Source organism: Dehalogenimonas sp. NIT-SK1 (assembly GCF_055384165.1).
Genome location: NZ_AP042352.1, coordinates 221,938 through 248,186, shown reverse-complemented (window position 1 = coordinate 248,186; position 26,249 = coordinate 221,938). Strand labels below are relative to the sequence as shown.

At 49.4% G+C, this 26,249-nt stretch carries 37 protein-coding genes; 25 read left to right on the top strand and 12 right to left on the bottom strand.

What is annotated here, in order from left to right:
• Window positions 1–34: 34 nt before the first annotated feature.
• Both ACZ48S_RS01330 and ACZ48S_RS01325 read left to right on the top strand, forming a co-directional pair.
• Window positions 35–175, top strand: coding sequence for a hypothetical protein (locus ACZ48S_RS01330; protein WP_464213316.1), 141 nt, complete (start codon window positions 35–37; stop codon window positions 173–175).
• Window positions 175–1,275, top strand: a complete 1,101-nt coding sequence (locus ACZ48S_RS01325) for a recombination directionality factor (RefSeq protein ID WP_464213314.1) — start codon at window positions 175–177, stop codon at window positions 1,273–1,275. The genes ACZ48S_RS01330 and ACZ48S_RS01325 overlap by 1 nt, the downstream gene beginning before the upstream one ends.
• A gap of 22 nt (window positions 1,276–1,297) precedes the next feature.
• Here the strand turns inward: ACZ48S_RS01325 and ACZ48S_RS01320 are convergent, their stop codons facing one another.
• Window positions 1,298–1,480, bottom strand: coding sequence for a hypothetical protein (locus ACZ48S_RS01320; RefSeq protein WP_464213312.1), 183 nt, complete (start codon window positions 1,478–1,480; stop codon window positions 1,298–1,300).
• 186 nt (window positions 1,481–1,666) lie between these two features.
• Between ACZ48S_RS01320 and ACZ48S_RS01315 the strand changes: the two genes are divergently transcribed.
• From ACZ48S_RS01315 to ACZ48S_RS01220, 20 genes are all read left to right on the top strand, one after another.
• On the top strand, window positions 1,667–3,577 hold the full coding sequence (locus ACZ48S_RS01315) for a DUF3854 domain-containing protein (protein WP_464213310.1): 1,911 nt from the start codon (window positions 1,667–1,669) through the stop codon (window positions 3,575–3,577).
• The gene (locus ACZ48S_RS01310) at window positions 3,574–3,819 is read left to right on the top strand and encodes a hypothetical protein (RefSeq protein WP_464213308.1); all 246 of its coding nucleotides are present in this window, start codon (window positions 3,574–3,576) and stop codon (window positions 3,817–3,819) included. The genes ACZ48S_RS01315 and ACZ48S_RS01310 overlap by 4 nt, the downstream gene beginning before the upstream one ends.
• The gene (locus ACZ48S_RS01305; protein WP_347001268.1) at window positions 3,816–4,037 is read left to right on the top strand and encodes a hypothetical protein; all 222 of its coding nucleotides are present in this window, start codon (window positions 3,816–3,818) and stop codon (window positions 4,035–4,037) included. Before ACZ48S_RS01310 ends, ACZ48S_RS01305 begins: the two co-directional genes overlap by 4 nt.
• Before the next feature lie 2 nt (window positions 4,038–4,039).
• Window positions 4,040–4,399, top strand: a complete 360-nt coding sequence (locus tag ACZ48S_RS01300) for a DnaJ domain-containing protein (protein WP_464213306.1) — start codon at window positions 4,040–4,042, stop codon at window positions 4,397–4,399.
• Window positions 4,400–4,464: 65 nt separating this feature from the next.
• On the top strand, window positions 4,465–5,310 hold the full coding sequence (locus ACZ48S_RS01295; RefSeq protein WP_464214610.1) for an ATP-binding protein: 846 nt from the start codon (window positions 4,465–4,467) through the stop codon (window positions 5,308–5,310).
• 179 nt (window positions 5,311–5,489) lie between these two features.
• Entirely contained in the window at window positions 5,490–6,275 is a 786-nt protein-coding gene (locus ACZ48S_RS01290; RefSeq protein WP_464213304.1) for a C2H2-type zinc finger protein, read from the top strand.
• A complete protein-coding gene (locus ACZ48S_RS01285; protein WP_464213302.1) occupies window positions 6,275–6,520 on the top strand; it encodes a hypothetical protein in 246 nt (81 codons plus the stop codon). The genes ACZ48S_RS01290 and ACZ48S_RS01285 overlap by 1 nt, the downstream gene beginning before the upstream one ends.
• Window positions 6,510–6,740 carry a hypothetical protein gene (locus tag ACZ48S_RS01280; protein WP_464213300.1) on the top strand — a complete coding sequence of 77 codons (231 nt, stop codon included), beginning with the start codon at window positions 6,510–6,512 and terminating at the stop codon, window positions 6,738–6,740. Before ACZ48S_RS01285 ends, ACZ48S_RS01280 begins: the two co-directional genes overlap by 11 nt.
• Window positions 6,741–6,908: 168 nt before the next feature.
• Complete coding sequence (locus tag ACZ48S_RS01275; RefSeq protein ID WP_464213298.1) at window positions 6,909–7,973, top strand: type IV toxin-antitoxin system AbiEi family antitoxin; 1,065 nt, start codon at window positions 6,909–6,911, stop codon at window positions 7,971–7,973.
• A 1-nt stretch (window position 7,974) separates the two neighbouring features.
• Window positions 7,975–8,778 carry a GSU2403 family nucleotidyltransferase fold protein gene (locus ACZ48S_RS01270; RefSeq protein ID WP_464213296.1) on the top strand — a complete coding sequence of 268 codons (804 nt, stop codon included), beginning with the start codon at window positions 7,975–7,977 and terminating at the stop codon, window positions 8,776–8,778.
• 279 nt (window positions 8,779–9,057) lie between these two features.
• Window positions 9,058–9,270 carry a hypothetical protein gene (locus ACZ48S_RS01265; RefSeq protein WP_464213294.1) on the top strand — a complete coding sequence of 71 codons (213 nt, stop codon included), beginning with the start codon at window positions 9,058–9,060 and terminating at the stop codon, window positions 9,268–9,270.
• A gap of 37 nt (window positions 9,271–9,307) precedes the next feature.
• A complete protein-coding gene (locus ACZ48S_RS01260; protein WP_464213292.1) occupies window positions 9,308–9,616 on the top strand; it encodes a hypothetical protein in 309 nt (102 codons plus the stop codon).
• Between the two features lie 36 nt (window positions 9,617–9,652).
• On the top strand, window positions 9,653–9,832 hold the full coding sequence (locus ACZ48S_RS01255; RefSeq protein WP_464213290.1) for a cell division protein FtsH: 180 nt from the start codon (window positions 9,653–9,655) through the stop codon (window positions 9,830–9,832).
• Window positions 9,833–9,863: 31 nt separating this feature from the next.
• Window positions 9,864–10,451: a hypothetical protein gene (locus tag ACZ48S_RS01250; RefSeq protein WP_464213288.1), complete on the top strand. Its 588-nt coding sequence runs from the start codon at window positions 9,864–9,866 to the stop codon at window positions 10,449–10,451.
• Window positions 10,452–10,468: 17 nt separating this feature from the next.
• Window positions 10,469–10,969: a hypothetical protein gene (locus ACZ48S_RS01245; protein ID WP_464213286.1), complete on the top strand. Its 501-nt coding sequence runs from the start codon at window positions 10,469–10,471 to the stop codon at window positions 10,967–10,969.
• Window positions 10,966–11,142, top strand: coding sequence for a cytosine permease (locus ACZ48S_RS01240; protein WP_338739145.1), 177 nt, complete (start codon window positions 10,966–10,968; stop codon window positions 11,140–11,142). The genes ACZ48S_RS01245 and ACZ48S_RS01240 overlap by 4 nt, the downstream gene beginning before the upstream one ends.
• A 17-nt stretch (window positions 11,143–11,159) precedes the next feature.
• Window positions 11,160–11,705 (top strand): hypothetical protein, encoded by a 546-nt coding sequence (locus ACZ48S_RS01235; protein WP_464213282.1) that lies wholly within the window; start codon window positions 11,160–11,162, stop codon window positions 11,703–11,705.
• Window positions 11,702–12,172, top strand: a complete 471-nt coding sequence (locus ACZ48S_RS01230) for a hypothetical protein (protein WP_464213280.1) — start codon at window positions 11,702–11,704, stop codon at window positions 12,170–12,172. Before ACZ48S_RS01235 ends, ACZ48S_RS01230 begins: the two co-directional genes overlap by 4 nt.
• Complete coding sequence (locus ACZ48S_RS01225) at window positions 12,173–12,676, top strand: hypothetical protein (protein ID WP_464213278.1); 504 nt, start codon at window positions 12,173–12,175, stop codon at window positions 12,674–12,676.
• 13 nt (window positions 12,677–12,689) lie between these two features.
• A complete protein-coding gene (locus ACZ48S_RS01220) occupies window positions 12,690–13,445 on the top strand; it encodes a hypothetical protein (RefSeq protein ID WP_464213276.1) in 756 nt (251 codons plus the stop codon).
• Here ACZ48S_RS01220 and ACZ48S_RS01215 read toward each other — a convergent pair.
• From ACZ48S_RS01215 to ACZ48S_RS01190, 6 genes are all read right to left on the bottom strand, one after another.
• Window positions 13,433–14,008 (bottom strand): recombinase family protein, encoded by a 576-nt coding sequence (locus ACZ48S_RS01215; protein WP_464213274.1) that lies wholly within the window; start codon window positions 14,006–14,008, stop codon window positions 13,433–13,435. The genes ACZ48S_RS01220 and ACZ48S_RS01215 overlap by 13 nt on opposite strands.
• Window positions 14,008–14,460, bottom strand: a complete 453-nt coding sequence (locus ACZ48S_RS01210) for a hypothetical protein (protein ID WP_015407960.1) — start codon at window positions 14,458–14,460, stop codon at window positions 14,008–14,010. The genes ACZ48S_RS01215 and ACZ48S_RS01210 overlap by 1 nt, the downstream gene beginning before the upstream one ends.
• Before the next feature lie 85 nt (window positions 14,461–14,545).
• Window positions 14,546–14,725 (bottom strand): hypothetical protein, encoded by a 180-nt coding sequence (locus ACZ48S_RS01205; RefSeq protein ID WP_015407961.1) that lies wholly within the window; start codon window positions 14,723–14,725, stop codon window positions 14,546–14,548.
• The gene (locus ACZ48S_RS01200) at window positions 14,722–15,357 is read right to left on the bottom strand and encodes a ParB/RepB/Spo0J family partition protein (protein WP_015407962.1); all 636 of its coding nucleotides are present in this window, start codon (window positions 15,355–15,357) and stop codon (window positions 14,722–14,724) included. The genes ACZ48S_RS01205 and ACZ48S_RS01200 overlap by 4 nt, the downstream gene beginning before the upstream one ends.
• Window positions 15,358–16,089 carry a Mom family adenine methylcarbamoylation protein gene (locus ACZ48S_RS01195; RefSeq protein WP_015407963.1) on the bottom strand — a complete coding sequence of 244 codons (732 nt, stop codon included), beginning with the start codon at window positions 16,087–16,089 and terminating at the stop codon, window positions 15,358–15,360.
• Window positions 16,077–18,176: a DUF3631 domain-containing protein gene (locus tag ACZ48S_RS01190; protein WP_015407964.1), complete on the bottom strand. Its 2,100-nt coding sequence runs from the start codon at window positions 18,174–18,176 to the stop codon at window positions 16,077–16,079. Before ACZ48S_RS01190 ends, ACZ48S_RS01195 begins: the two co-directional genes overlap by 13 nt.
• Window positions 18,177–18,321: 145 nt before the next feature.
• Between ACZ48S_RS01190 and ACZ48S_RS01185 the strand changes: the two genes are divergently transcribed.
• Entirely contained in the window at window positions 18,322–19,047 is a 726-nt protein-coding gene (locus tag ACZ48S_RS01185) for a rubredoxin (RefSeq protein WP_015407965.1), read from the top strand.
• 357 nt (window positions 19,048–19,404) lie between these two features.
• Here ACZ48S_RS01185 and ACZ48S_RS01180 read toward each other — a convergent pair whose 3' ends face one another.
• The 5 genes from ACZ48S_RS01180 to ACZ48S_RS01160 form a co-directional block, all read right to left on the bottom strand.
• Window positions 19,405–20,574, bottom strand: coding sequence for a 4Fe-4S binding protein (locus tag ACZ48S_RS01180; protein ID WP_012882533.1), 1,170 nt, complete (start codon window positions 20,572–20,574; stop codon window positions 19,405–19,407).
• Window positions 20,575–20,746: 172 nt separating this feature from the next.
• Window positions 20,747–21,028 (bottom strand): hypothetical protein, encoded by a 282-nt coding sequence (locus tag ACZ48S_RS01175; protein ID WP_012882534.1) that lies wholly within the window; start codon window positions 21,026–21,028, stop codon window positions 20,747–20,749.
• Window positions 21,029–21,068: 40 nt separating this feature from the next.
• Window positions 21,069–22,628: a reductive dehalogenase gene (locus ACZ48S_RS01170; protein WP_079398699.1), complete on the bottom strand. Its 1,560-nt coding sequence runs from the start codon at window positions 22,626–22,628 to the stop codon at window positions 21,069–21,071.
• A 272-nt stretch (window positions 22,629–22,900) separates the two neighbouring features.
• The gene (locus ACZ48S_RS01165; protein ID WP_464213259.1) at window positions 22,901–24,556 is read right to left on the bottom strand and encodes a recombinase family protein; all 1,656 of its coding nucleotides are present in this window, start codon (window positions 24,554–24,556) and stop codon (window positions 22,901–22,903) included.
• The gene (locus tag ACZ48S_RS01160; protein WP_464213257.1) at window positions 24,549–24,731 is read right to left on the bottom strand and encodes a proteasome subunit alpha; all 183 of its coding nucleotides are present in this window, start codon (window positions 24,729–24,731) and stop codon (window positions 24,549–24,551) included. Before ACZ48S_RS01160 ends, ACZ48S_RS01165 begins: the two co-directional genes overlap by 8 nt.
• Before the next feature lie 68 nt (window positions 24,732–24,799).
• Here ACZ48S_RS01160 and ACZ48S_RS01155 point away from each other — a divergent pair, with 68 nt between their 5' ends.
• Both ACZ48S_RS01155 and ACZ48S_RS01150 read left to right on the top strand, forming a co-directional pair.
• Window positions 24,800–26,056 (top strand): S8 family serine peptidase, encoded by a 1,257-nt coding sequence (locus ACZ48S_RS01155; RefSeq protein ID WP_464213255.1) that lies wholly within the window; start codon window positions 24,800–24,802, stop codon window positions 26,054–26,056.
• Window positions 26,057–26,248 carry a hypothetical protein gene (locus ACZ48S_RS01150; RefSeq protein WP_347001241.1) on the top strand — a complete coding sequence of 64 codons (192 nt, stop codon included), beginning with the start codon at window positions 26,057–26,059 and terminating at the stop codon, window positions 26,246–26,248.
• Window position 26,249 lies beyond the last annotated feature (1 nt).

Sequence of the window (26,249 nt, the reverse complement as noted above, 5' to 3'; positions counted from 1 at the left end):
CAGATGAGAAGAATCAAAACAGAGGAGGACGGAAATGCCGACCAAGGGAGTCAAGCAACTCATCAGGTTACCCAAGTCGAGGAAGATCAGCCAGGGAGTCGAACAATCACGCGAAAACGGCGGCGTTTATCCGTCAGGGAATAAAAGTCTATTCGTTATCCAGGAGGGACGGTGATGTCGACTGAGGCTGAGAACCAGGTTATGCATCAAGGTCTCAAGATACTGGCCCGGATGATCGCCCAGCTGTATCTGAAAGATTTAGCCAAATCCAAAGAAATCGAAATCAAGGAGAAAGAAATGCCGATTAAGGGAGTCACCGAAGTCATCAGGTTGCCGAGGCTGGGGAAAATCAGGCTGGGACTTAAGAGAGAGTCCAGCGAGGGCTTCACCTATCCCGTCCCCACCGACTATTTCGTCTGTCCGGATGAAGTGAGGAAGGTATTCGGGCAAAAGCCGACCGAGCTTCAAATCATGCTGCCGACCGAAGAACCCCGCCAGTGGGCCAGCCAATACCTAAAATGTTACTCGGCATACCGGGGCCTAATCTGCCGTGGTGACGGCGAGACGGCGGTAGCCAGGGTGGATATCCGGACCGGCCGCATCGCCACCCATAAGGACTTGGAAACCGAACTTAGAGAGATCACTTGCGACCCCAAGACGTGCTCTTATTACGAATCCGGTCGCTGTAAGAGAGTGATGAACTTGCAGTTTTTGATTCCCAAGTGCCCGGGTTTTGGCGTCTATCAACTCGACACCAGCTCATACCACTCCATCGTCAACGTGAACTCCATACTCGAACTCATTCAAAGCGTCTGCGGAAGACTGTCGATGATTCCGCTGTCCCTCAAGCTTGTGGAAAAGGAAGTGGAGGTTGAGGGCCGGAAAAAGATAGCGCGGGTTCTGTTTCTGAGTGCCGCCTATACCCTGGCCGAAACTCAGAAGTTAGCCCGAATGGCGCCCAGCCAGTCTTTGTTACTGCCGCCGCCGGACAGCGAAGCCCCGGACGACCTTTTCCCCGATGAAGTGACCGGCAAAGATAAGACCAGGCTGGAGGACGGTGTCACCGAAAATGAAATCATTGAGCTATGGGACAGGGCCAAGACTAAAGTCTGGCATCTCGATATCCGCGACCATCAGATCAGGCGGTGGTTCGAGAAACACTGCCATATTGAAGCGGAACTCGACGACTTCAACTCGCCTTTGCCGCCAAGTAAATTTTCCGCCGAAGGACTGAAGCGTTTTCTGAAGGCAGTACAACGCGACGTCGCTTACTAAGACGGTCATGGTGAGAAAAGATTTAAGCGGCCAGTCCACCGCTGCCGGAGACGTTTTCTCCGAGGCTGAACCGGAGCTTCTGGAGAGTCATTTTAAACATCTTCATGAGCAGAGCGGCCTTGGTCCTGAAATAATCCGGGAGCGGAAATACCGGAGCGTTGAAGACAAAGCCGAGCTTGCCAGGCTCGGCTTTGTCCCGGCGCAACAGCGGGTACCTGGCCTTTTGATTCCCCTATGGGGCGTCGACGGCACAGCCGCGGGCTTTCAACTCCGGTCCGACAATCCCCGCACCAACAACCAGGGCAAGGCGGTGAAGTACGAGCTTCCGGCCGGATCGGCCAATCGCCTCGACTGCCCGCCTCGATGTCAGAAAGATCTCGGCAATCCGAAGGTGCCTTTATGGATCACCGAGGGGTCGAAGAAGGCTGACGCCCTGGCCGGCCACGGCGCCTGCGCCATATCCGTCACCGGCGTCTGGGGTTTCAAAGGTAAGAACGAGTTCGGCGGCGTTACGTTTCTGGCCGACTGGGATTACATCGCCCTCAAGGACCGTTCCGTCTATCTCGCCTTTGACTCCGACATCGTAACCAAGGAACCGGTACGGAAAGCACTGTCGCATGTCGCCGAACACATACGGCGCAAGGGAGCAGCGGTACATGTCATCCAATTACCGCAACTGGAAGATCAACAGAAAACCGGTATCGACGACTACCTGCTGCAACACCGCCTTGCCGACGCTGAAAAGCTGGTCACTGATTTCAAGCTGGAGGAGGAAGAACGCGAATGTTACGTTTCCGGCTTTATTCTTCGTGACGGCACGGTCGGCGAGATGGTGGTCGATGAAGACGACCGGTATTTCATGGTCTCGGCCGGCGGCGCCATTAAAAAAATGTGGCAGTACGACACCTCGAAGGTGACTTACCTGCCAACGAATGACCCGTTGGTCGGCCAAGTGGTGCACTTCGCCCCCGCCGCGGCGCCTTATGATTCGCAGGCCAAACTATTCGGTGAAGTGCAGAGTTTCATTCATCGCTACATGGAGTTGCCGGCTGACTTCGAAGAGATCGCTTCACTCTATGTGCTCCTGAGTTGGGTGTATGAGTTTGCCCCGTCGATTCCGTATCTCCGGGTGATCGGTGACTGGGGTACCGGCAAGACGCGCTTTTTGCAGGTGGTCGGAAATATCTGCTTCCGGCCGATGTTCGCCTCCGGCGCCACGACACCGTCGCCGATCTTTCGCATCCTGGAACAATTCAGAGGCACGCTGGTCCTTGATGAAGCCGATTTCAAGGATTCCTCCGCCTGGACGGAGATGGTAAAACTGCTCAATAACGGCTACCGGCCGGGGATGCCGGTCCTTCGGGCGGATAAAGAAAACGGAAAATGGTTCCCGCGGGGCTACCAGGTATTCGGTCCGAAGCTTCTATCGACAAGATTCCCTTTCGCCGACGAGGCCCTCGAAAGCCGCTGCCTGACTTCAGAAATGATGCCCCTCACCCGCGACGACATCCCAAGGGTGCTGCCGGCATCTTTCGACAAAGAAGTCGGTATCCTGCGCTCAAAACTATTAACCTTTCGCCTGCAAAACCTGTGCCGCCTCAAAGGTAAAACCTTCGGCAACGAGCTGCTCGAACCGAACCTGCAGCCGCGTCTTCAGGAGATACTCATCCCCATGAAGGCCATGCTTAACGGCGACCATGCCATGGCGGAAGCCCTTGGAGGCTTCGTCCATCGGCTGCAAGAGTCGCTTTATACCAGGCGCCGGGAAAGCGATGCCGGTAGAGTACTCGCCGCCATGATCGAATTGCATCAGGAGAAGCACGAACTATCACTCAAGAACATCGCCGTAAGAGCTGACGCCATGGATGAGGAGTCACCTGCTCTTAACCCGGAGAAAGCCGGCTGGCTGACCCGGAGACTGGGCTTTCAGAAAGAGAAGGGGAGCACCACACGGCGAAGGGTGGTGTGTTGGGATCAAGTCAGGGTCGAAAGTCTGGTTAAGCAGTACGGTCTTAAGCTTGAGCCGCCCGTATCGGGTGAAAAACCTTTCATTCCTTTCGAACCTTTCGAAACAGCTTCGGATTCGGCGAAAGGTTTTACAGAGCAAGGAAAACCTTTCGGAAAAACAACGGATAAATCAACTGATTTAGCTTCAAACAGGGTGAAAGGTGTTGAAACCGCGGAAAAACCTTTCGAAAAACCTTTCAATCGTGAGCCCAAACGTGAGGCGAAAGGTTTGAAGGGTTCGAAAGGTTTTGTAGGGAATACGGCTCCTGAACATCAATCAAAGGGAGTGACATGAAGAAGAAACGGACACTTTATGAATGTGCCCATGCCCGGGTGAACGGCAAAAGAATCTACTGCCGCAAAGGGTTTCCGTTGTCCGACAAGGCCGCAAACGGTGGAATTGACATCATCCGGCTGGCACGTGGTGAACCACTGGCGCTCGAAATCTGCCAGGCCTGTCCTAACTTCGATCGCTTGGGGTCGGTAATTCCACACGAGGAACGCGGCTGGCTTAAGCCGAAAGGAGATCGCAAATGATCGATTTTCTTGGCCGGCTCTACGAAAAGCTCTGGCGAGCGGCAGGGGGCAAACCGTGGACCGAGATCATTCGGGATGACCAGAAAAAGGCGCCTCTGATTTATATGCTTATATTCCTCGGCCTGGGCATTTTGCTTGTAAGGCTCGGCGGCAAGTACTGGTGGCTGATGCTCATCGGTTTCTTCCTGGGAGTTCTCGCCGGTCATTTTTGGTGGTAAATATGGAAGACAGATTTAACCGTATAAGGCGCATGCAACAGGACCTGGCGTGCGAGCTTCAATCTTTCATGGCGGAGCTTTTTACCAGCGCCGCTGACCCGGCTACCATCATCGGTTTTGCCCAGCGGCTGGGCATGGATATGTCAGGTGCCGGCGGAAGCAGGCCGATAAACCAGCCTGCTCTTGACCCGTACCGAATTCTTGGTTGCGACCGCACCGCTTCGAAAGAGTTTGCTAGGCGGCGTTATCTGGATCTCCTGCGGAAGCTTCACCCCGATACCGCCGGCATCAGCGGCACCGAATACCTGACTCAAATGGTGACCGAGGCTTTCAGGCGGATCTGCCAGGAAAGGGGGTGGTAAAAGTGAAAAACGATGATGTCATCGAACTGCTTTCGGAAATCGCCCGGTTTGAAGACTCGGTGGATATGGAGAACGACTATCGCATCGGCTGGGGCTGGCGCCATGTCAGGATCTGGCCGGCGACGCTGTCCCGGCTGTTCAAGGACGGCTACCTCGATAACGTCTTTCGCTCCAACTCCCACACCGGCTACCGGTTGAGCGAACTGGGCAAAAGCCTTCTTTCGGCTGAAATTTCGCCGCCTGAGACGCGCCAGGAATTAAAACCAGAGATATCCGACACTCTTTTCGGGGACATCATCGGCCATGACGGCGTGAAAGAGCTTCTCAGGGCGGCACTTCTGGCAGAAAAGCCGGTGCATGTGCTCCTGACCGGGCCACCGGCGCTGGCTAAGACGCTTTTTCTGTGGGACATCGAAAGAGCCGGAGGCGAAAAGGCCATCTGGCTGGTCGGCTCGGCGACTTCGAAGGCCGGGCTGTGGGACCTGGTGGCCGGGCGGGAACCGCAGATTCTGCTTATAGACGAGATCGACAAAATGAACGCCGCCGATACCGCGGCGCTGCTGACCATGATGGAAGGCGGACGGTTGGTGCGGGCTAAAAGGGGCCGTGAACTCAATATCAACAACCCGCTCAGAGTCATCGCCGCCTCAAACCGTTGCGAAAAACTGTCTCCGGAACTCAGGTCGCGCTTTGCCATCCAGAAGCTCGATCCCTATGGGAGGGCCGAGTTTCTGACGGTGGTGAGAGGGGTGTTGGTGCGCTCCGAAGGCCTCGAACTGGAGCTGGCTGGGGAAATCGCCCGCCGTCTGGACGGACTCACCCAGAATGTCCGGGATGCCATCCGGGTGGCCAGGCTTGCGCCTCAACTTGGGGTGGAAAAAGCTGTTGCGTTGTTAATCGGATCAGGGTGAAAGTCAATCTGGGGGGGGGTGACCCCAGAGGTAAGGGGGGAATAGTGTTTAAGTTTTTTTCGGGTATTCACAGACGGGTATCTACAGCGGGTATTTACACTGTAGTCGTGGCCTGTACGTTCCACAGGCTGTGCGACTAATCATTGAGCGAGAACAAGGCGAGTCCGGGGAGGTAGAAAATGTACACATGCAAGATTTGCGGGAGAGAGTTCAAGTCGATCAAGGCGCTCGGCGGGCATACGTCGGGCGCCCACCCGGCGAAAAATATTGAACCGTCTAATGCTGAGGGTGATGTCCCTGAACAGGCGGAAGGTGAAAAGGATGACGAGAGCATCGCCGCTGAAATCAGGGAATATCTGGGTAAGGGTTACAGCTTTGAACAGCTCACGAAGCAGCTTCACTTCAAGGAAAGGACGGTTAGGCAGGAGATAGCCAAGATGACGCCGGCGGCCGATACCCAACCGAGCAGCCTGCCGGCGACCTATAAACAGAGCGAAGTCATTTCCCCCGAGGCCGTTTTACGCCGTTACATGGGCGACAGTTATGAAGAACAATGCGAGCTGCGGGGGATGATGAAACTCCGGGCGTCGATGCTGCTGGTAATGGAGCTGGCCAACATCCAGAAGACGGAAGCCGAAGCGGAGGCCAAACGATTTGAGCCGCTACTCAGAGTGCTCAATGCTTCGCGCGAGGAACTCGATGCCGCGGCGGTAAGAGCCAGGGGTGCGAGTTTAGAGATGGCCAGGGAAGCGGCCCAGGAGGCGGTTGGAGGCGTGCTGGGTTACATCGAGGAGAAGTTGCCCAAGGGGCCGCCCCCGAAGACAGTCGACGAAGCCTATGCCAAGCGGGTCGATAAGGTGATGGACATGATGTGGGGCATGATGGAACAACAGATGGTTCCTGGCCGTGGCGGCGGAAAAATACCTGAAGGCTGGGAGACAGAGCAAAAGAAAGGAGGCGCGTAATGTTTAATCCGGGTATGGCAGGCATCAGCCGGCAGCAGATGGAGCAAGCGCAAGAGGTGGGACAGCACATGGGTATGGAGATCACCAAGCACCGGAAAGAAGGCCGGCTCGAGGTGAGGTTTTACCTCCTAAACCCTAACGACAGTCTCGACCTGGGCGAGCCGGTGGACCAGCTCTGTGATCAACTGGCCTGGGGCTTTTCCACCATGTTCGGCATCAAGGGCAAGATCGTCAATGTGGAATAAGTATTTCGCTATGTTGGCTATGGCGGCTCTTCTGAGGGCTGATTACGAGATCCGCAACCCGCCGGAGGATTCAACTCCTCCAGCGGATTCTTGCCAGTTAAGCAGCAATGCTTTGGCTTTACGACAAAAAAGATGGGCGGAAAAGGCGGTTCGGAAGTACGCTGAAGCTCAGGATAAGAAGTGGCGAAACTGGCAGGAGGCTATGTTTGAACGGGACTGACTATTGAATCGGTCTGTTTTCCGCCCACAAACTACATGAACAATCTTACGAAGAAATACACCTGCAGTCTTAAATAATTGTGAGCTTGACAATGTTTGTTATAGAGTGTATGTTTAGTGCGCAGAAAACAGCTACTAAATAGCAAACACCAGCGGTTCGAGGAATCCAATGTTGAATATAAAAGATATACGACAGCAGCTTGAAGAAGCTGGACTCGGAATCCACAGTATAGAATCCGAACCTCAGATATTCAATCGAAGGCCTGATTTCAGGGTCCGAGTTGACATCGATGGAAGAGAAATCGACTTAATAATTGAGGTGAAGGAGCGACCGCATCTCGTTGATTTACGTATGGGAGCTGAACTATTTAGTCAGTCAGTTGGAGTAAACCAAATCCCCATTGTCGCGTCACATTTTATGGGGCCCAATAGAAGGGCTATGCTAAAAGAAATGGGCGTTGGCTACATAGATATGGCTGGAAACATTTATATCAGAGCGCCGGGGATTTTTATAGAACGCGAGGGAAGATCTAATCCTTTTGTTTCCAACCGCGAGGGATTAAACCCGTTTTCGGATAAAGCATCAATAATATTACGTATCTTATTGGATGAGCCAAATCGGTTTTGGGGAATTAGAGAAATCGCAAATTTAGGCGGCATCAATCCAGGATGGGTTTCAGTGGTGGTTGACAACTTGGTAGAAAGAGGTTTGGTTGATTTTAACCGCGAAAAAGGCGTTAGTTTGCTTCGAGGAGAGGATTTAATTAAAGAGTGGTCTGACATATATGATTGGCGTCGGAATAAATTCCAGTATTATTATTGCCATGCATTGAACATTCAAGAATTGCTTGGCAGAATTAGCAACATCAATCTAGAGAGCGACAAATCAATCGCGCTCGGATTCCAAGCTGGGGCATACTTGTTATCCCCTTATGCAACATTCAACCAGATCCATCTCATCATTGACGGCCACTCCTTTGACACCATTCGACCCGAAATAGAACGACAGCTTGAATTGGAGCCAAAAAAAGAAGGGGCAAATATAATACTAGTTCGCCCTTATTATAAGTATTCGGCGTTATTTGGTGCGCGTAGAATTGACAAATGGAATGTTGTCTCAGATATCCAATTGTACCTTGATCTCAATAAATACCCACTTAGAGGTACAGAACAAGCAGAACACTTATTTGAGAAAGTAATTCGGCCCAAATTTCGGCGGAAGATAAAGGGCTAATGTGGAAATAACAGATACTGATCGTTTCGCGCTACTTAAAACACTGGAGATTTTGGCGCCTTATTTGGAAGAGATTGTTATCGTCGGTGGATGGGTTCCACTTATTCATCGCCATTATGGCCAAATTCCATCTCGTCACCCATCAGTTCGGACGATGGATATTGATGTTGCCATTCCTAGACGCTTAGAAGATCGTGGGCGCCCAACCATCGATGAACTGCTGACCTCAGCAGGATATTCAGTGCAAATATACGGATCAGACATTGGTGCCGTGAAATACGAAGCCTTCTCTCCTGTAGCTGAGATCGAGTTCCTTACTCCGGAAATAGGACGACCTGGAAATCCAATAGTATCTGTACAAAGTGGCTTACAAGCTCAAGCGCTCAGGTATCTCCAGATTCTTCTCGAGAATGCAAACGAGATCAATGTCAATGAATCCTTAGCAGGGCAAGATTTCTCATTAGTCGTTAGAGTTCCTTCGCCCGGAGCCTTCATATATCAAAAGGGACTTACGCTCAACAATAGGCACGCTAAGGCACCTAAAGACTTGTATTACATCTTTGATTTACTAGATTCTTCAACAGAGTTGTGGGATTCTATCCTGCTGGAAGTCAAAGAATTGAAGTCAAAGTACTCAGCACGTTGGTTTAGCCGCTTTGTCAAGAACATCGCCGGATTTTTTCCGGAAACTGGTGCCATAGGTCCTGCTTTACTTGCGTCCCAATACAGTGGACCTATGCCCAGTGAAACCTTTCGTAATTATTCTTATCGAGTATTCAGAAATTTCCTACAAGCTTTGAAGTAACCTTTTAAATGGGCGAGTAATATCCTAAGCTAAAATACCCTCACCCTATTGACACATCAAACACAGCCTGTATAATCTAAAACCGTAAGCCTCGTGAGCTTGCCGACTGAAGTTGGCTCACGAGGCTATTTGTATTCAGCGGCAGCTCACAGGCTCGCATAAGGGGTCAGCACTCCGGACCGGCAAGGTTCAGGCTGACCCCTTTGCCTTTCCGCCCGGAGTGCACCCCGAGAAATGTCCCGGCCGCGAACGGACCGAGACTAAAGAGGAGGTGCCCGCATGGGTAAGTACGCAAGCTGGTCTGACCTGGAGAAAAACGTCCCCGTCACCTACCAAGAGAAGGCAACCCCGGAATCCTATCGCACCGGCATGAACGGCATCGCGCCGACCGGGCTGAAGGTGAAGGAAGGCCGGGTAAACCACTATCGCGACGGCGTTGACGGCAAGGGCCCGGTCATGGTGAGCGGCTACAAGCGCGCCATGTTCGAGTAGCGCCTGCTCTGCCTGATGCCTTTTCCTTGTGGTTGATATGAGTTCCCCTGCCGCCGTCGCGGCGGCGACAGGGGAACCAACCCGGGAGAGACGGCACCAGGCAAACGCCGTAAGTTCGATCGAAAGTAAGTTGGAGGAAACCATGTTCACTTCACAGCAAATCAGCGGGCCTGTGGCGCCGGGGCAGTATAACCCGATGCAGGTAAGCGGGCCGGGCGCCTATTATCCGACCCAGACCGAAGATCCCTTTTCGGGGATGTTCAGCGCCATGATGCCGATGATCATGATGGTGATGATGATGGCTATCATCATGCCGATGATGAAGGGCGTCACGTCCAAAGACTGATTCAAAAAAAGAATAGAACCAGGAGGAAATTAAAACATGTACGCAACACAGCAGGCCCGTCCCCAGCAGTATCAGTACGGCACCGTCGGCGGCTACTATCCCCAGCAGACCAACGACATGTCGAGTATGTTCTCGGCGATGATGCCGATGATCATGATGGTGATGATGATGGCCATCATGATGCCGATGATGAAGGGCATCACCGGAAAGTCCTAGGCGATTCCAGCGAACAGGAGGAGAAAAACTCATGACAAAAGAGATCATTCCGCAGCAGCTCCCGGGCTATCCCGGTACGCGACCTCCGAAGGGCTGGGTGCCGCCGCTCGGTCAGTCGTTGTCGCTGCTTGGGGTTTACGACAACGAATCTGGCTACTGGATGGGGTTGCCGCTTCAGGTGCTCAGAGAGGCACTCCTTTCCGCTGAGGTTCTGCAAACCGAGGACCGCATCGATGAGCGCGATAAGGTTGAAGTCACCATCCCTGACCTGAGCGCCCAAGACACGGTCAAAACCACGGAGCTTGAAGTGCCGGCGGGAGAGGTATGGTATCTTAACCGCCTCAACCTCATCACCGAGGCTGAAGTGTCGGGCAATATCCGTGTCTCGAAGTTCCCCAAGGCGGATACCGTCGATAAGAAGTACCTCGGCACCGATCAGGCGGCCGGAAACGACGAAGACTACGATCTGGCAGCTCCCGGCGAACTCGGCGCCGATCTGCGGTTGGTGGGTGGCGACAAGCTGACGCTGGTGGCCACGGTGACCGCCGCCGGCGGCGCGACAGCCGACCGCAAGGTGACCCTGAATCCCTTCGGCCGCAAGACGCGACGCCTGGTTTAAACATAGGGAGGGAAACTATGCCCTATGCGATGGCGCCGCCAGGCTACCGGGCAATCCTCGTAGGCCAGACTGACAGCATTAAGGGAATGAGCACCTTCGCCCCGCTTGAGGAAAGCGCCGACGAGGGTGCTCTTTTCTTGACCCGGCTAGATTTCGAGGCTATTCCCTCGGCTGAGGCGCTTGCCCGGCTGGAGCGGGCTTTTGAGGATGCCGGCGTCGAGCACTGGCCGGGTTACGAATACATCGTTTACGCGGATCCCGGCCAACCTGCCGTTTATCTCGCCTGGCAGAAGGGTGCGGCCTGGCTGCCGGTCATCGCCGGGATCATCGGCTTTATCGCCCTACCGCCGCTGGTCGGCACGCTTGTTTGGTGGCTGATACCCGAGGAAGTGAAAAGCCTCATATCCACCCTTCTCAACATGGGCATGATGCTACTGGTCATGTTCGTGCTGATGCAGGTGATGAAGCCGCTGACCGCTCCGGACAAGCCCAAAAAGCTTAAAGAGGCATCACCATGAACCATTACCCTGAAGAATACCGGGGTTACTACCCCGAAAGCTATCAGCCGCTGTTCTGGCAGGCGGTGTTTTCGGGCATTATCGGCTTCGCCATGATGATTGCCATGAGCGCCTGGGCGTTGTCGCTGGTCAGAAAAGCCCTCAAGGGCGAAGACGTGGAGTTCCCGCTGTGAGTCCAGCCTTGTCGGTGATGGGCAGCGCGCTGGGCGACATTTTCTGGGATCTGCCGCCATGGCTTTACTACTCTCCCGGCTACGACCTTGGCCTGTCTGTTTACGCGGCCAATCCCAGCGGGGGCGAGCAGGAATACGCGCTCATCGCCCGGCTTTCGCGGGACGGCCAACAGATCAGTGAGGAAGCGCTGCCGGTGGGCGGCTACGCTTGGTTCAAGGCCGAGCCGGGGGACCTGGTTCAGCTGAAAGGGTCATTGCGCTTTACCGAGACGAACGCGGTGCTGACGGTGCTCCTTTATGAGAAAGAAAGCGGTGAGGTGGTGGATTCGGTGGCCACCATGCTGGTGGCGCCAAGCAGTTCGGTGCTGCCGCCGGCCTGGCCGGGCGCGCCGGGGAACAGTGGCTCTTCGGACTTCGACTGGAGCCTGCTTCTCGGCATGATGCTGCCGATCTTGATGGTGGGTATCGTGGCTTCGGCTCTAAAGCCTAAAAAAGAAGAGACCAAGCGGATCGATTCGGCAGGAGCATCTCTGAAACAGCTGCCGGTGGGGAGAGGTGAATGATGCCGGGTGAGTTCTACGTCGAAGGTGGTAAAGCCAGGACCAGCCTCACGGCGATCGAGTCGGCCATTGCCGGACTCGAATCCAGACTGGAAGCGGTAAAAGGCCAGACCGACAAGTTGTCCGGTGAGATCCCGTTCGAGGGTTCGGTTGTTGCCGACTGGCAGACGGCGGAAAGTAATTTGGTGATGGCCGGTGCTCCCGGCGCCAGGTACAAGTTGCATGACTTTAGTATCGCAGTCCACAACCTCTCCGGCAGCCAGGTGACGGTCAGGCTTTATAAGAAGATCAACGGGGCCGAGCGCAAGGTCTATGAGCAGTCATTTGACGCCGCGGCGGACCCGCCGGGCCTGCCGGTGGTCAACGGTACCTGGGCGATTCACGATCCGCTGCGGGTGACGGTCAAGAGCAACGACCCGGCCGACAACGGCAAGTCGGTCGACTACGACTTCATGCTGGAGGCGATGTAGATGAGTCTTCTTTTAAGAGGGAAGTCGGGAGCGACCAAGCTGTCGGAAATTGAGATAGATACCGACAAAGACTGGCAGTCCAGGTGTATCCGTAACCTGGGCGGAATCGACGCCCTGATGCAGCCTGGCGACATCATTTACCGGGGCCAGAACGTGTTCGAGCGACTGCCTTTGAACTACGGCACCGGCTACAACGTCCTCAAGGCGCTTAATCAGGGGGTAGGTCGCCCGGGCTGGTTGGATATCCAGGAACTCATCGCCTATATGACAGGCGCGGTGAACCGGGTTGCCGACCCGCCGCTTCTTTCAATGCCGAGGCCTTCCGTGGGTATCGCCACCGCCGAAGATCACTCTGGCGGCGGTTTTACAACCGGGGCGGCTCGCACTATTTCGGCGCCGGGGATTTCCGTTGCCACAGGCGTTGATTTCGATACGAGCGCGGCAGAATCTTTGTCGGAAACTATTCCGGTGCCCGGTATCGGAGTGACAGCACAACTAGTATAGGAAGGAGACATCGATGCAAGAAGAGAATTATACCGAAGATCCCAAACTGGAGAGTAAATATCGGCGCTTTGAAAAGTTGGGTACCGAGCTGAAGCTACCGGTTTTCCGGACATTCCTCGGGATGGAGGTCCGTAACGGAGAGGGCGATATCATCCACTCGCACCGGCAACGAAGCCATTCCTGGAACCGAAACGCCTATAATTTTCTCTTTTCCCAGATGAACGCATATGGCCTCACGGGGACTAATTTATTCGAAGCCGGAGCGATTTCACTTCGGTGGACCAATGGCAATATCTATCCAAACGGCTCGGGATGGGGTTTTAAACTGGTCGCCGGTTGGGATGAAGCCATCAACGTCAACGAGCGGTCCGCCTCTACAGGTTTTCTCTCCGATCCGGGTGTCACCACGAAGGGCATTATACTTGGCACCAACGCTTTTCCCGAATCTTTTGAAGGCTATGTCCTGGGTGCTGAAATCCCGAACGGCTCGGGTGCCGGGCAGATGGACTATGCCCAGTCGGATCTTCATGCGCTGAACTACGATGCGCTCACCAAAACTCTCACCGACACCTTGATCCGTTATATCAACAACAACTCCGGCGCTGAAATCGGGATCAACGAGGTCGCTCTGTACGGCAGAGTCAAGTTCAACTCGGCCGGAACCGGTAGCGTCATGTTCTCGCGCGATGTCCTGGCATCCACGGTCACCGTGCCCAATACGGGGCAACTCAAAGTGACCTATACCATTCAGCTCGCCTACCCGGCATAACCAATGCCGAGTTTCTTGGCAGCTTGACTCCTTGAAAGGTTTCCTTTGCTAAGCCCCTCCAAAATGTCTCCATAAGCCTGAGAGAAGCCTTCCCTATCGATTACCTTAGGTCTGCCTGTTTTACTGCCTAATTTTCGAGATCTCTCCATGCCCAGCATGAGACGCTCATGTATCATTTCTTTTTCTAACCGGGCATAAGAAGCAGCGATTTCATAAGGGGTCTCTTTGGAAGTTACAGTATCAAGCCACGCATCAGAAACTGACTTTACTCCAACTCCCCATTCTCTAAACTTCTCCAAAGAGATGGAGACATGGGTAACTGAATAAAAGGCTCTGTCCATGCTCTGAATAATCAGTACATCAAAACGTTTGTTAATTGCGTCTTCCAGCAACCTCTGCCAGTCTTTTCTTTGTCTTAAGTTATCTGCTTGTGCCTGATCAGAGTATTCCTTATAGACCTTCCAACGCCTTTCTTTGACAAAGCGCCTTAATAACTCTAACTGATCATTAAGCTTTTCAACTTTGTCTGTTATCGATACCCTGGCGTAGATTACGGCTCTCACTATTCTTCCTCAAAACCCCTTAATTTCATTTCAAGTCTCTCTTCTTCATCAGTTAAATCAAAGACTTCCTTAAGGCGGTCAAGAAGCGTAAGTACCCTGGTATTCAAATCTTCATAAGTTTCAAGGGAGTCCTCAAGTCTATCTGCCATTTCTTCACATTCGGCTTCAGCTGCCTTGCAGATTCTCTCCAGTTCACTTACGTTAAGTACGTATCTAACCTTGCCGTGTGAAACTACTGATTTGATGCCGATAGCGCAAAAAGCCTGCCCTACATTGGAGGGTGTTATATCCATATCAAATTCCTTTTTCTCTCTTGCCGATATCTCTCCGGCAGAAGCCCTGGTTGTCCCTTCAAGCGCCATAACATAGGCAGTTTGAAAAACTGCTAAGATATTCCTTGCTCTCATCATTTCTCTTGCTTTTTCCAGTGTCTCCCTCATATCATCTTTCATTTTCCAGTTCCTCCTTTCCCCTGTTGTACAACAACATACATATGTTTTTCCGATTTAAGAGCCCTCACCACCCTCGCTACCCTTTCTAAGCTAAACCCTTCTCTGCTATCACCTTGGCGATATAGTCCTGGTCCGATATAAAGGCTCTAAAATGCCTGCCATCCTCAGGGCAAACCAGCAGTATAAAAGGCTTGTTGGACCTTCTTCCCCTTGCCATGCGTACAGATAATGGTTTGGAACATATCGGGCACTTTACGTCATTCATTCTTCATCCCTCCTATCAAGATAGAACTTACACAGTAAAAAGATGGCGGTGCTCCTGGTATTGGGGTTATCCTGCTTGGACCCTTTAGCTACCGGCATGATAGAACTTAACGCTTCCCTTACCAGATCAAGCTGGGGGCGGGTAAACTGAAGCTGCATATGGTTTAACTTGGCGCTTTGTGCCTCTTCCCAAGCCCTTAGGTGGCTTGCCAGATCACCTTCATCTATTTGGGATAAAGAGTTTAAACTGCCTGCGGTCTCCGGGAGTATCGAAAGCACTTCACTTTCTGATACCTCGGATAGCACCTTCTTTAAGAGTGCTCCTTTCAGCGCCTGGTCATCTTCACCCTTTAAGTCATTAAGTGCTTGTGCCAGTAGCATCGCCTCGGTATCGTTAAGATTAAGGACAATGCAGGGTACGCTCCCCCAACCCGTTTCCTTAAGTACCTTAAGCCTTTGGTTGCCGGACAGTACCTCGTGGTAGGATTTATCTATAGGTCTTACCACCAGAGGTCCTACCAACCCGTACCTCTCAAGGCTGTTCTTGAGCCTCTCGATGCCCTTTTCATCCATACGGTTGGGGTTCCATGGTGCTTCCTTAAGCCTTTCTAGTTCAATGTCTACAGTCTTCATTTAGTCGTTCTCCTTAATCTTCTTTGGGTATGGCTTGGGTTCTATCCTAAGCCTCCCCTTATATTCCTTATCCAGAAAGTAAAAGTAGCGATGTTTACGGGATTGAGGTATTACCCGTACCCTTACTCCATGGGAGTTAAAGTGTTTAATCGAGTGGCTTCCGAAGTTATGGCTTAAGCTTCTTGAGTGCCTCGCCACCCCGTCACCTATATCAAACATTGGCATAGCTAGGGATACGCCTGTATATACCCAACCCGTTGCCTGATAGATTGTGCCAAGGTGTCCTTGAGTCGGATCAGCATAACTGACCACAAACTTGGTTTTGGTAAAACGCTTCAGGGCTCTTAACGCTATCCCTATTGTTCTTGACTCCGAGTTGGAGGGTAGAGAGTCCGAAAGCCATAGCCTTGATAGAGTCAGGCAATCAGAAGGTGAAGCATTACTAACCATCTTATAGACATTAGCCGGACCTGAACCGAAGGTGATGGCGCCTTCTAATCTCTCCCCGAGGAATACTCCAAAGGCAAGCTTAGTACCGCCTGGCATAGAGTGCAGATAATGATGCTTCTCTAAGATCTTCTTGGCAGCTGTAAAGGGAATGGGTTTGACTATTAGAGATTGGAGCGCCGCCGTCGGGTTTAAACCGCGTCTTGCACTCTGGTCAAGTGCCGTGCTTTCTGTTACACCAGCGGCGCATGTGTTACTTATCCCTTTACGTTCTAGTTTGCACATCTTTGGTCCTCTTCTGTTTCAGTACCCCAAATTACCTTCACTTTTTCTAAGCCGAAAGCTTCTCTCCACTCTTTAGAAAGGGAGTAAGGAAGAAGCGGAAAAACAGTTCTTTTCCTCTTGTTTCGACTTTTATCCGTCACATCCGTCACATTACGATTGGCGTAGCTTTGGAGATTATCCGTCACATTTACCGTTTTTGGAGTGTTTGTGACGGATAAAATGGGGCTTTCTTCTACGTTTGGCTCAAAGCTAGGTGTGACGGATGTGACGTTTAAATCCCTGGAAGTAGGCAGGTAACGGCTAAAAGCGTCATTAAAATCGTCTTTCTGATACCCTTTGTAAGTATCTGCACCGGAGCGGATTGATCTGCTTTTTATGCCATAGGGTTTGAGCATCCTGGAGAGCTTTCTTTGAGAAAGGTTAATACCTCCATGTTCGCTCCAGGGGGATTCCTCTTGGGACTTGAGAGAGTCAGTTAAAGCAGAGGAGGATATCCTATCCAACCCTTCACTTTCCAGTATCTCCCTTATATCTGATAACAGTTGCACGTTAAGCGAATCATCTTGTCTTTCTTCACCTGTCATCAGGTTAATAAGTGACTCCGTTGCTTTAGCAAACCATTCTTCCCCTGCAGAGTAGGCGATAACGAGCAGTGGCTCACAGCAGTCAGCAGCCCTGTCATCAAGGTTTTCAGGAATGGCTACCTCTTCGTCTGTAAGTTTTAAGTTAAGACATAGCTCCAGGCGTTCTCTTAAAGACCCTGCTTCTTTCCACGTCTTTCTCAAGCGGAACTTTTCTGTCTTCTCCTCTTCTATCTTGCGCTTTAGAAGCACGGGTATGCTCCTGTCTGCAATGGTAGAAGGAAGCTTGCCGATACCGGCAATGGCCTTAGGACAGAAAGTTGAAAGGTCTTTGTACCCGATATCGGCACCCTTCCCTACACATATAGAAGACTTGCCTCCCCTGCGATAACCGCTGTTTAGTATCCCCCGGAGTGTTTCTGAGTATTCCTTCTCGCCTTTAAAGGCGGCATCTGACTCATCAAGTAGCAGTGTCGGACATTCTGCATCAATTTTACGAGCCAGGACCGCTGAGGTTGCTCTTCCGGTGGGCCAAGGGTTGGATACAAGCGTCTCAAGCACCTCCAAGAGTCGTGTCTTGCCTGATCTTTTCTCAGCTGAATGGATATTAAGATAAGGAGTAGTATCAGCATGGCCTATCAGGTAGGTATGCGCCACCCATAAGACAATGGCAACTAGTTGTTCAGACGTGAGTACAACATATCTCTTAATAAAGGCAGATATATCATCAAGAAGAGAAGAAAGATCGACTCGGTCAGGTGGCGTATAGGGAAGTGTATTGAGTACAAGTTCTAAGAGCTCCTCTTTGGTTCCACTACCTTCAAACCAGTCATAGATATCTTCTTTTTCAGAGAGGTTAGGTAGATTTACTATCTTCACTTCTTTAGCAATCGAATAAAGAGAAGAGGCAATTTGCTTTGCATGGTGTCTGCCCGGTTCATCATTATCTGGAAGAATGGCAACTTTTCGGGAGGTGAAGTAGTAAGAATACTCATCTCTCCATTTACCCGCCCCCATAGGTGAACAGGTAGCTGTCAGACCGTGTTCTGCAAGTGACTCAACTCCCTTTTCCCCTTCAGCAATAAAGACCAGTTCATCAAGTAGAGCCTTAAGCAGTTCAGGAAGTCGGTAAAGAACAGGACTGATACCTTTGAGATTATAGATCCAACTACCATTTCCATCAGGTCTTCTCTGTTTGAAGGCTTTGGGAGTATAGCGAACTACTTGGAAGATGAGCTTTCCGCTCTCATCTCTATAGTCGTAGACTACTTCTATACTTTTCTTAATAGTAGATCTGGTGTTTGATTCGATACCCAATTTGTCAGCTAGTTTATGAGTATCTCCCTTTTCTCCACAAGCCAGGCAATAGAACCCCTTCTCAGTAAATCTCAGGTTAGGGGTATGCTGATCATTGTGGAATGGACAGAGTGAAGTGTACCAGCCGTTTTTGTCCGGTCCTGATACTTTGCGTAGATGTTTTTTTATTTCGTTTAGTTGTTCAATCATAAGATCCACTCTGGGTGCATGCCGGTGATAATTGGTATACTAAATATAAGCACGGCACTTCAGATGCCGTCATCATGCCGAAAGGGCATTTTCAAACGTAAAAAGGATGCCTTTTCATGCCTTTTAGGCACTTTGGAGGTTTTATATGGAAAGAAGGAATCACCGAGATGAGAAAATTGTACAGTTCGTTATCAATTGTGCAAACAGGAAGCCCAAACCAATAAGACGTGCGATTGCTCTGGAGGTGGAGAAGGAATTTGGGGTTACCATCTCTGAGCGTACAATTGGAAGATATTGTAACAAAGCCAATGAATCTACTGATATCGATCAAACAGTTAGCTCGAATGTGGATATATGCAAGGCATCTCCAGAGGGTCTTGATACTCTAATGCTTATTAAATGGGGTGTTCCAAAAGAAGCGGCGCCAGACATCTTAGGTGATTGGAGGAAGCATCATGAGAGAGGAGAGCATGAAATTTGCAATGCCTACGGGAAACTGAAAAGAAACCTTATGGATAGAGAAATCCCGTATGAACAAGCTAATGCCCTTCTGGAATATGAGAAGGGAGCCATAGAATTTGATGATAGTGAAACCCATACGAGTATTGAAATCATAGAAGCGTTACGTCCTTGGGAGGATTCTAAGAATACAAAATTAGCATTTAAGGAGATACGCAGGAAAAATAAAAGTACGTGGGAAGATATGGAGAACTCGTATGAATGTGGATTCTGTGAGAAATGTTATAGCCCCATGAGTGGTGACCCTTCACATGGGATAGAGCCGAATACCCCTTTTGAGGATCTGCCTGAAAGTTGGACTTGTCCTGCTTGTGGGCGAAGGAAAGAACAGTTTAAAAAGATGGGTGAATAATCAGCCTGTCGTAATAGTGTGTGCTTATCAAATGGTTTAAGCGTATTTAAAGCTTGGAGCGCCTTCCGAAACCCTACCCCCTAAATCAGGCAAAATCTACGAACAAAAATCTTATAAAATGAGTCTTCCGAAACCATATGGTTTGTAAAGGTGAAAAGGCAGTGAAATTTAGATAATAAATAGAATGTTTTGAATATCTTCATCTTATTTTGCAAAAAGGAAAGATAATTCACTGTAGTCACTTGTTTTCATAACAAACAACAAAATGGTCAAAATACTTTGAGGGTGATTGTAGTAATACTAAGAATGAATACTATAAATACTGCAATTACTATAAAGATATCTTTTTTGCTAAAACTATTTTTGTTTTGCATTAATCTTTTTACTCCAAGTTCTAAGAAATAACTTGCGCGCTTTCAAAGTGAGATCCATTACCGCCCCAACCGGACACAAATAGGAACACCAAAAGTTATAGATAAGGGCACTGAATAAAAGCGTGGCAATTAAAAGAACCCAATCTACGGCAGGACCAGACATTGCGAATAGTGTTGCCCATGGTTCAAAAACAGATACTGAAGGGTCACCGGTTGCTAGTACCATAAATACTGCAAACAATAAAACAATATATCTTACTGGTTTTAGACGTTTACTTAGTTTTGAGCTTGGCTTGATACCGCCACGCCCAACTGAATAGGCAACTTCTTGAACGGCTGCAAATGGACAAAGCCAGAAGCAATATATATTTTTACCAAAAAAGATAGCGATGCCTAATATGCTAAAAACCAGTATATATATAAATAAAGTAGTCTGTAGATGTGGGGCTATTCCCACGATCCAAGTTGTGAAGTTGGTAAGGCTAAGTGGGCGAGAAAGAATAATGCCTAAGAATACCAGTCCGTAACCAAGTGTTATGTAACGACGCCATTTAATGCGTTTTAATATAGGTACATTTCTTAGCGCAATGGTACCTAAAAGTCCAATTATAAGTAAGATTTCTCCGAATCCGAAGTTGATGCTTTCTTTTTCCTGCGGATAAGGGTTCCCCAAGTATTCTGATAATACCTGTCTGCCGTTTTGCACACCGACAGCAACGCCGTTTGAAGATATGGTGGCACCTGATATTGCATCTACATCTTCACCAAGGGTTAATGGTACACAGTAATTTAGCCCGATATATTGTTCAAAGAATCCGTATTGATAGAGGGTATCAAACCAAACTTCACTCTCTTTGTTTTTAGGAACGGTTATTGCTGCGATTGTGCCATCTGTACTATAGGTTGTAACAACCGTAAGAGGGCCACCATAACCATAGCCTTCTGATACAGCAACATAACCTAATATATTAGCATCATATCCGCCATATAAATAGTTGTCCCCGTTCGAACCTTCAAGCAAAAGAGAAAACTCTTGCGCTTCAGGTAAAGCTTCAGCTAGATACGCATCAATATCTTGATCGCCGCCGGTATTTCCATATATGCCGGCGCCCAATAAGACCAGCGCAATAATTGCAATAATAAACTTCTTCACTGTCTATTTGTATCCATTTTCTCGTTATATTTGCACATAAAAGAAAACTATAATCCCCCGAGTTGCCACGGGTAATACAACTCGGGGGTTAACTTTTATGAAATAGCTCTTGATTGCTTTATTAAGCGTGCAACCCAAGCGACTTACTACCTTATCTACTTAAAGATACCCGTTATTTGTCTACCCTGCGTCTTACTGATCTTGCCGCAAATAACAACGGTACTACAGCTAACAATAACACTATGACGCCCACTATCCATGCTGACGTATATTCAAATTCATATGTAGCACTGGCATATGTGTGTTGAATAGCAAACAAAGCTAGTAACAGCCCCAATATGCCAAGTACCCACTCATTCCACTTTAAAGTGATATTATTCTTTTTAAACCAGGTAAATAGCATAGTTAGTCCAACTGCTAATGCAATTGTTAAGAAAAAATATATAGCATCCATTTCAATTTCCTTTATTTTCTATCGAATTTAGTATCTATTTCTAAGTACCGGGATCAAAGCCGTATATCGGTCCTTCTTCTTTCCACCAGTTAGAATTTTCCATGGTTAAATCACCATATCCTAATGCTTTCTCCATATTGGTAAAAAAACTATTAAAAACAGTCGTGTTAGCAACAACACCTTTTACTATTTTGTGCACTAATGAAGCATTTTCCAAACCTAAATAAGTAAAAGGGCAGGAGGATTGACACATACCGCACTGGTTATGGCAACCACTCCAATCCGTTCGGTAGCCGAGATATCCTTGTACATTCCACCAATTACCTGAATCCCAAGTTGGTTCGTCTTCTTGGTGCACACCCCCAGAGACGCAAACGTCACGGCATATATAACAGGTTTTGCAAAACTCAAACATACCTGCATCAATTGGCGGGGTAGGAGCTATCGGTAAATCAGTTACTACTCTTTCAGAACCACGTTGTGAAGAACCAAGCTTCCAATGGATAGCAGCACCTGTTCTACCCTGTTCACCTTGCCCGTCAAAAGTGGTAAAGCAACCACCCGGTCCCCATCCAATTGGCCAATATAAAGCGTGATAACCTAGATTCTTAATAAACATTTGGACTAAAGTGCCTACCCTAGCGAAATCTTTGTATACAGTATATGGTCCAGCACCTGCTATACCACCCGTCCTCTTATTGAGTTCTTGTGGTTGAGGTAGGGTGAAAGTGAAAATGGATTCACACTTTGTTGGAATAACCCACTCTGCATCATTGTAGTAGCTATAATCCGCTTCCTTAAAGTTAATAGGTACGGCATGGTCAGGAACCTTGGGATAAAATTTTGCATCGATCATTCCTGGTCCACCTATTTCACTGTATGTTCCTTTTCCTAGAGCCATCGGCTGAGCTTTCTTATATATTAGTTTTTTGCATTTGGGATCTGCCAGGTTAAGAGCACCAACGCCACCAGCACCAAAATATTTTGCAGCTGCCCTCAGCATTAGAAAATTGTCTTCTGGAGTACCCTCCCATTTTGGTACGCTCCCATCAGGTGGCGCTGAATCATGTGGCGGACCATACAAACCCCATCTCGCGTAAAACTTACCGGGTTGATCAGGATAAGGTTGGAATAGTCCGTGCCCTTCCTCACCACTACCAGGAAATGGTTGAGTTACTGCGTAAAATAGTGCATCCGCCCGCTGATCCCCTCTCCCGTGTAACCCACCGTCCCAACCAGGGAACCTCTCTTTTTTAGCGGCCAAAATTCGCTTCTTTTGCTCTTCATCTGACATTCTCATCTGAAGCCTATTGCCCCATGATGTAAAGGGAGCATCTGGAGGGCCTTCATAGACACCCTTATGCTGATACCCGTCATATCTATCAAAAATATCCCAGTCAACTGTAATCGTAGGGTCAAAATGCTCTCGATGCTTAACGTACCAAGGTTGATCTTTAGTAGAATTTGCTTCGCTTGAAACAAATTCATCAAGATCATGAAAAACAGGCATGGCAGCCACCGCAGCACCAATACCGCCCCCGGCTAATCCTAGTCCTTTCATGAAATCTCGGCGGCTAATCGTTTTATGAAATTTACTCATAAATTTATCCTAAAGATATATTTAGGTCTTTCCCTAGAGCCATTCAGTCTTTCCTGAACGCCAAATATCCATAAGCGTTTCCTCAGTACAAATACACAGTTGATTATTTGTATTCTAGCATTTTATATAGTAATGTCAATTGCACAAAATACGCAAAGATATATAAAATAAATGTACTTAAGTATTAATACTTAAGTACTAGTCTTTGCTAATTTACTACATATCGAACACGAGTTACTTTAAATAATAAAAACTACAGTTATTTTTGCATCTTAACATCCTGCAAACCCCATCACCATTGTTTCAGGGAGAGTCCAACCCTCCCCCGTCTCCACCAAGAACAATGAAGAGCCATTTGGTTTATCGCTAAGTGGCTCATTTAAGATATGTATCTTAGATCCTTTCTTAGATACTGCTATCTGAAAGATAGGTTTAAATGGTGGTTTTGGTTTAACTGCAATGATAGAACGACTCTTCTTAAAATCTATATACACAGCATCTAGCATAGTAACAAGTATCTTCCTTTGTTCTGAAAGTGTTGCCTTAGACCATAGGGAAGGTAGATTCATAATAAGCTTTCCTGCTTCTTCGGCTGCATTGTAGTCAGGGATAACCAGGGATTCTAAGGTAAGCTCCAAGAGTTTCTTCTGTCGGGAGTATTCACTATCGGGAAGTAAACCATCTATATAAGCTCTAGCCATACGCTTAAGTTTAGTGGTTACCTGTTTTCTTTCTTTATCTACCCTGGTTACTTCATCCTTTAGGCTTATAACAGATAATACTTCTTCTAACCATGAGGGTTTAAGCTCTATAGCTTTAACCAGTTCTATCATTTGATTATCTACTATCTCGCAAGGGATAGTGCCCCCATGAGCTATGCATTGGTCGATGCTTCTTGATGCCCTATGTTCCCTATAATACTTTCTGCCATTATGATAGGTTTGTGCCCACATCGGCATACCGCAATATGCACATCTAGCAAGACCTTTAAGCAGGTATTCCCTTTGGGGTTTAGACTGAAGTGTCTCTGATCTGCCTGAGTTCTTCTTTAGAGTAGCTTGTACCATATTAAAGAGAGTCTTGGTTACCAGTGGTTTATGCATTCCGGGAAGCAGTTTATCTCTATGCTTTATCTTTCCCATGTAGAAAGGATTATGCAGAATGCCCCTTACTGAAGCATTGGTAAAGAGCTTTGGTCCTGAAGTAAGGTTGCCGCAGGCATCTTCTATTCTTTTGGTATTACGGGTGCGAAAACCCTTGTCATTAAGATATTTAGCCATTTGTGACAAAGTAACAGTTCCTATAGCATAGCGCTTGAATAACTCTTTGACTGCTTTACTTTCCTTTGGGTGGATATGCATTCCTCCAGGGTGTTCGGGATTGCAGCGAAGTGTTTTCTCCCCCTTCTCCCCTTTCTCCCAACAGGACTCATAACCAAAGGGGATAGTACCGTTATGTTTGCCTTCTATCGCCCTTTGCCCCAATCCCTTTTTAACATGGACACTGAGTGACTCACTGCTGTATTGGGCAAAGGCTCCCATCATCTGCATCTGCAGCATCCCCTGTGGTGTAGAGTAGTCGATATTGCTTTCAGTTATAGAAACCAATCCGACCCTATACTTTCCCAGCATCCCTAAGGATTCAAGTGCCACTCTTAAGTTGCGTGACCAACGATCCACAGTATGTACGATAACAAGATCGAACTGCCCTTTCTTGGCATCATCAAGCAGTTTTCTGAACATAGGCCTCTTGTGAATACTGTCAACGTGTGCCGATTTACCTTCTTCGCGATAGATACTTACTATCTGCCAGCCTTTGTTTTTGCAGAGTTCCTTAAATAGCCTCTCTTGGGCATCAAGCGAGTATCCATCTATCTGTGATACTGAAGATACCCTAAGATATGCAACTACCCTCTTTGCTTCAGTCATTATCATCTCTCATATTTCTTGAAGCAACTGCTACGGAAACTTCGGCTAGATTCTTAATAAATTCATTTATCATAAGCTTTTCAACCTCACCCTCGGAAGAATTGGCAGGCATTGTATACTTTGAGTGTATACCCGTCAACGAGTTTTCTTCCTGCTTGAGGTTTTCGTTTTCCATGTTATAGAGACTCCGCCAGTACTTTTTCAGCGTCTAAAAGTCTTTTCAAAGTTGCATAAGGAGAAGATATGCGCTACGCCCTCATCTCTAAGAATTTATCGATCGACCGGCTCGAAGCCGAGGCCAGTAAAATTGGCGCCCGCAACATCCGAAAAGCCAGCCTGATCGGCCAGGTGTTTTGCGAACTCGACCAGGCGCAAGCTGACAGGTTGTCGGCCATTCCCGGCATTGCGCTCAAAGCTCTCAGGCAGTACAGCACGAGCCAGGTGATCGCCCAGACTCCGGTAGTGGAAAGCATCTCCGACGTCTTCTATCTGCTCCGAAGCTATTTTAACCCGCCGATCATGGGCACCGGCCTTACGGTAGCCGTCCTGGACAGCGGTGTCCGCAAGACGCACCAGTCGCTGCAGGGCAAGGTGGTCTATGAGGCCAATTTTACCGGATCGCCGACAGCGTCGGACGTTTACGGCCACGGCACCCAGGTGGCTTTTGTAATCGCTGGCGGCATGCATGCCCTTGGCGGCAATGCCGGCGTCTCACCGGGTGCTTCGATTATGAACATCAAAGTCATCGGCGATGAGGGTATCGCCACGGATGAGGCCATCGTGCTCGGCATCGACCGGGTATGTGATCTGGCCGAGCAGGCCCGCACTTCAGGTCTTTTTCCTGCCGATGAGCTGTATCCCAACATGATAAATCTCTCGCTCGGCGGTGAGGACGACGGCGACCCCGACAACCCGGTGCGCGCCGCCTGCCGGGCAGCCAGTATCGAGTACGGACTGGACGTGATCGCCGCGGCGGGCAACACCGGACCGAAGATGACGACGATGATGCTGCCGGCCTGTGAGCCGGAGGTGGTTGCCGTCGGCGCCATAGAAACGCATGGCGAGCTTGCCGTTTGGGAGAAATCCTCCCGCGGGCCCACGGTACAGGGCGAGACCAAGCCGGATTTCGTTATTTGGGGGACGAACCTTGAGATGGCGTCGGACAAGAATGACGATGGGTATGTGGTTAAGTCAGGGACAAGCTTCGCCGCGCCGATGCTTTCAGGACTCACCGGGCTTCTGTGGGAAAGCGGACGCCGGGCTTACGGCGAAGGCTGGCAGTACCGCTGGACGCTGGCCAGGGACGTGGCGCCGTATTTTTCCACCAAGCCGCAGGATGCCCCCCTAAACAAGGACAACGCCTACGGCTACGGGCTGCCGGCCATGGGTGCCATGCTCGGGCAGGTGACATCGGGTAGCTCACCTTCGACTCAGACGGCGGAGATGATGCAAATGATGACGGCCATGATGCTGATGGCCGGAGTGATGGGGGCGAATTAAATGAACAAGGGAATGATGGCGGCCATTGTTATTGAGCTCGTCGGCATTGCGACGATCGGTATAGGTATCGGCATCGAGCTGGCGAGTAATGTCGATTTCGGTCTGGTGGTGACCACCACCGGCAGCTGTCTGGTGGCTATGGGCGGCGTCATCTGGGGCAAGTTCATCTGCGTCACCCGAAGGAGGGAATAAC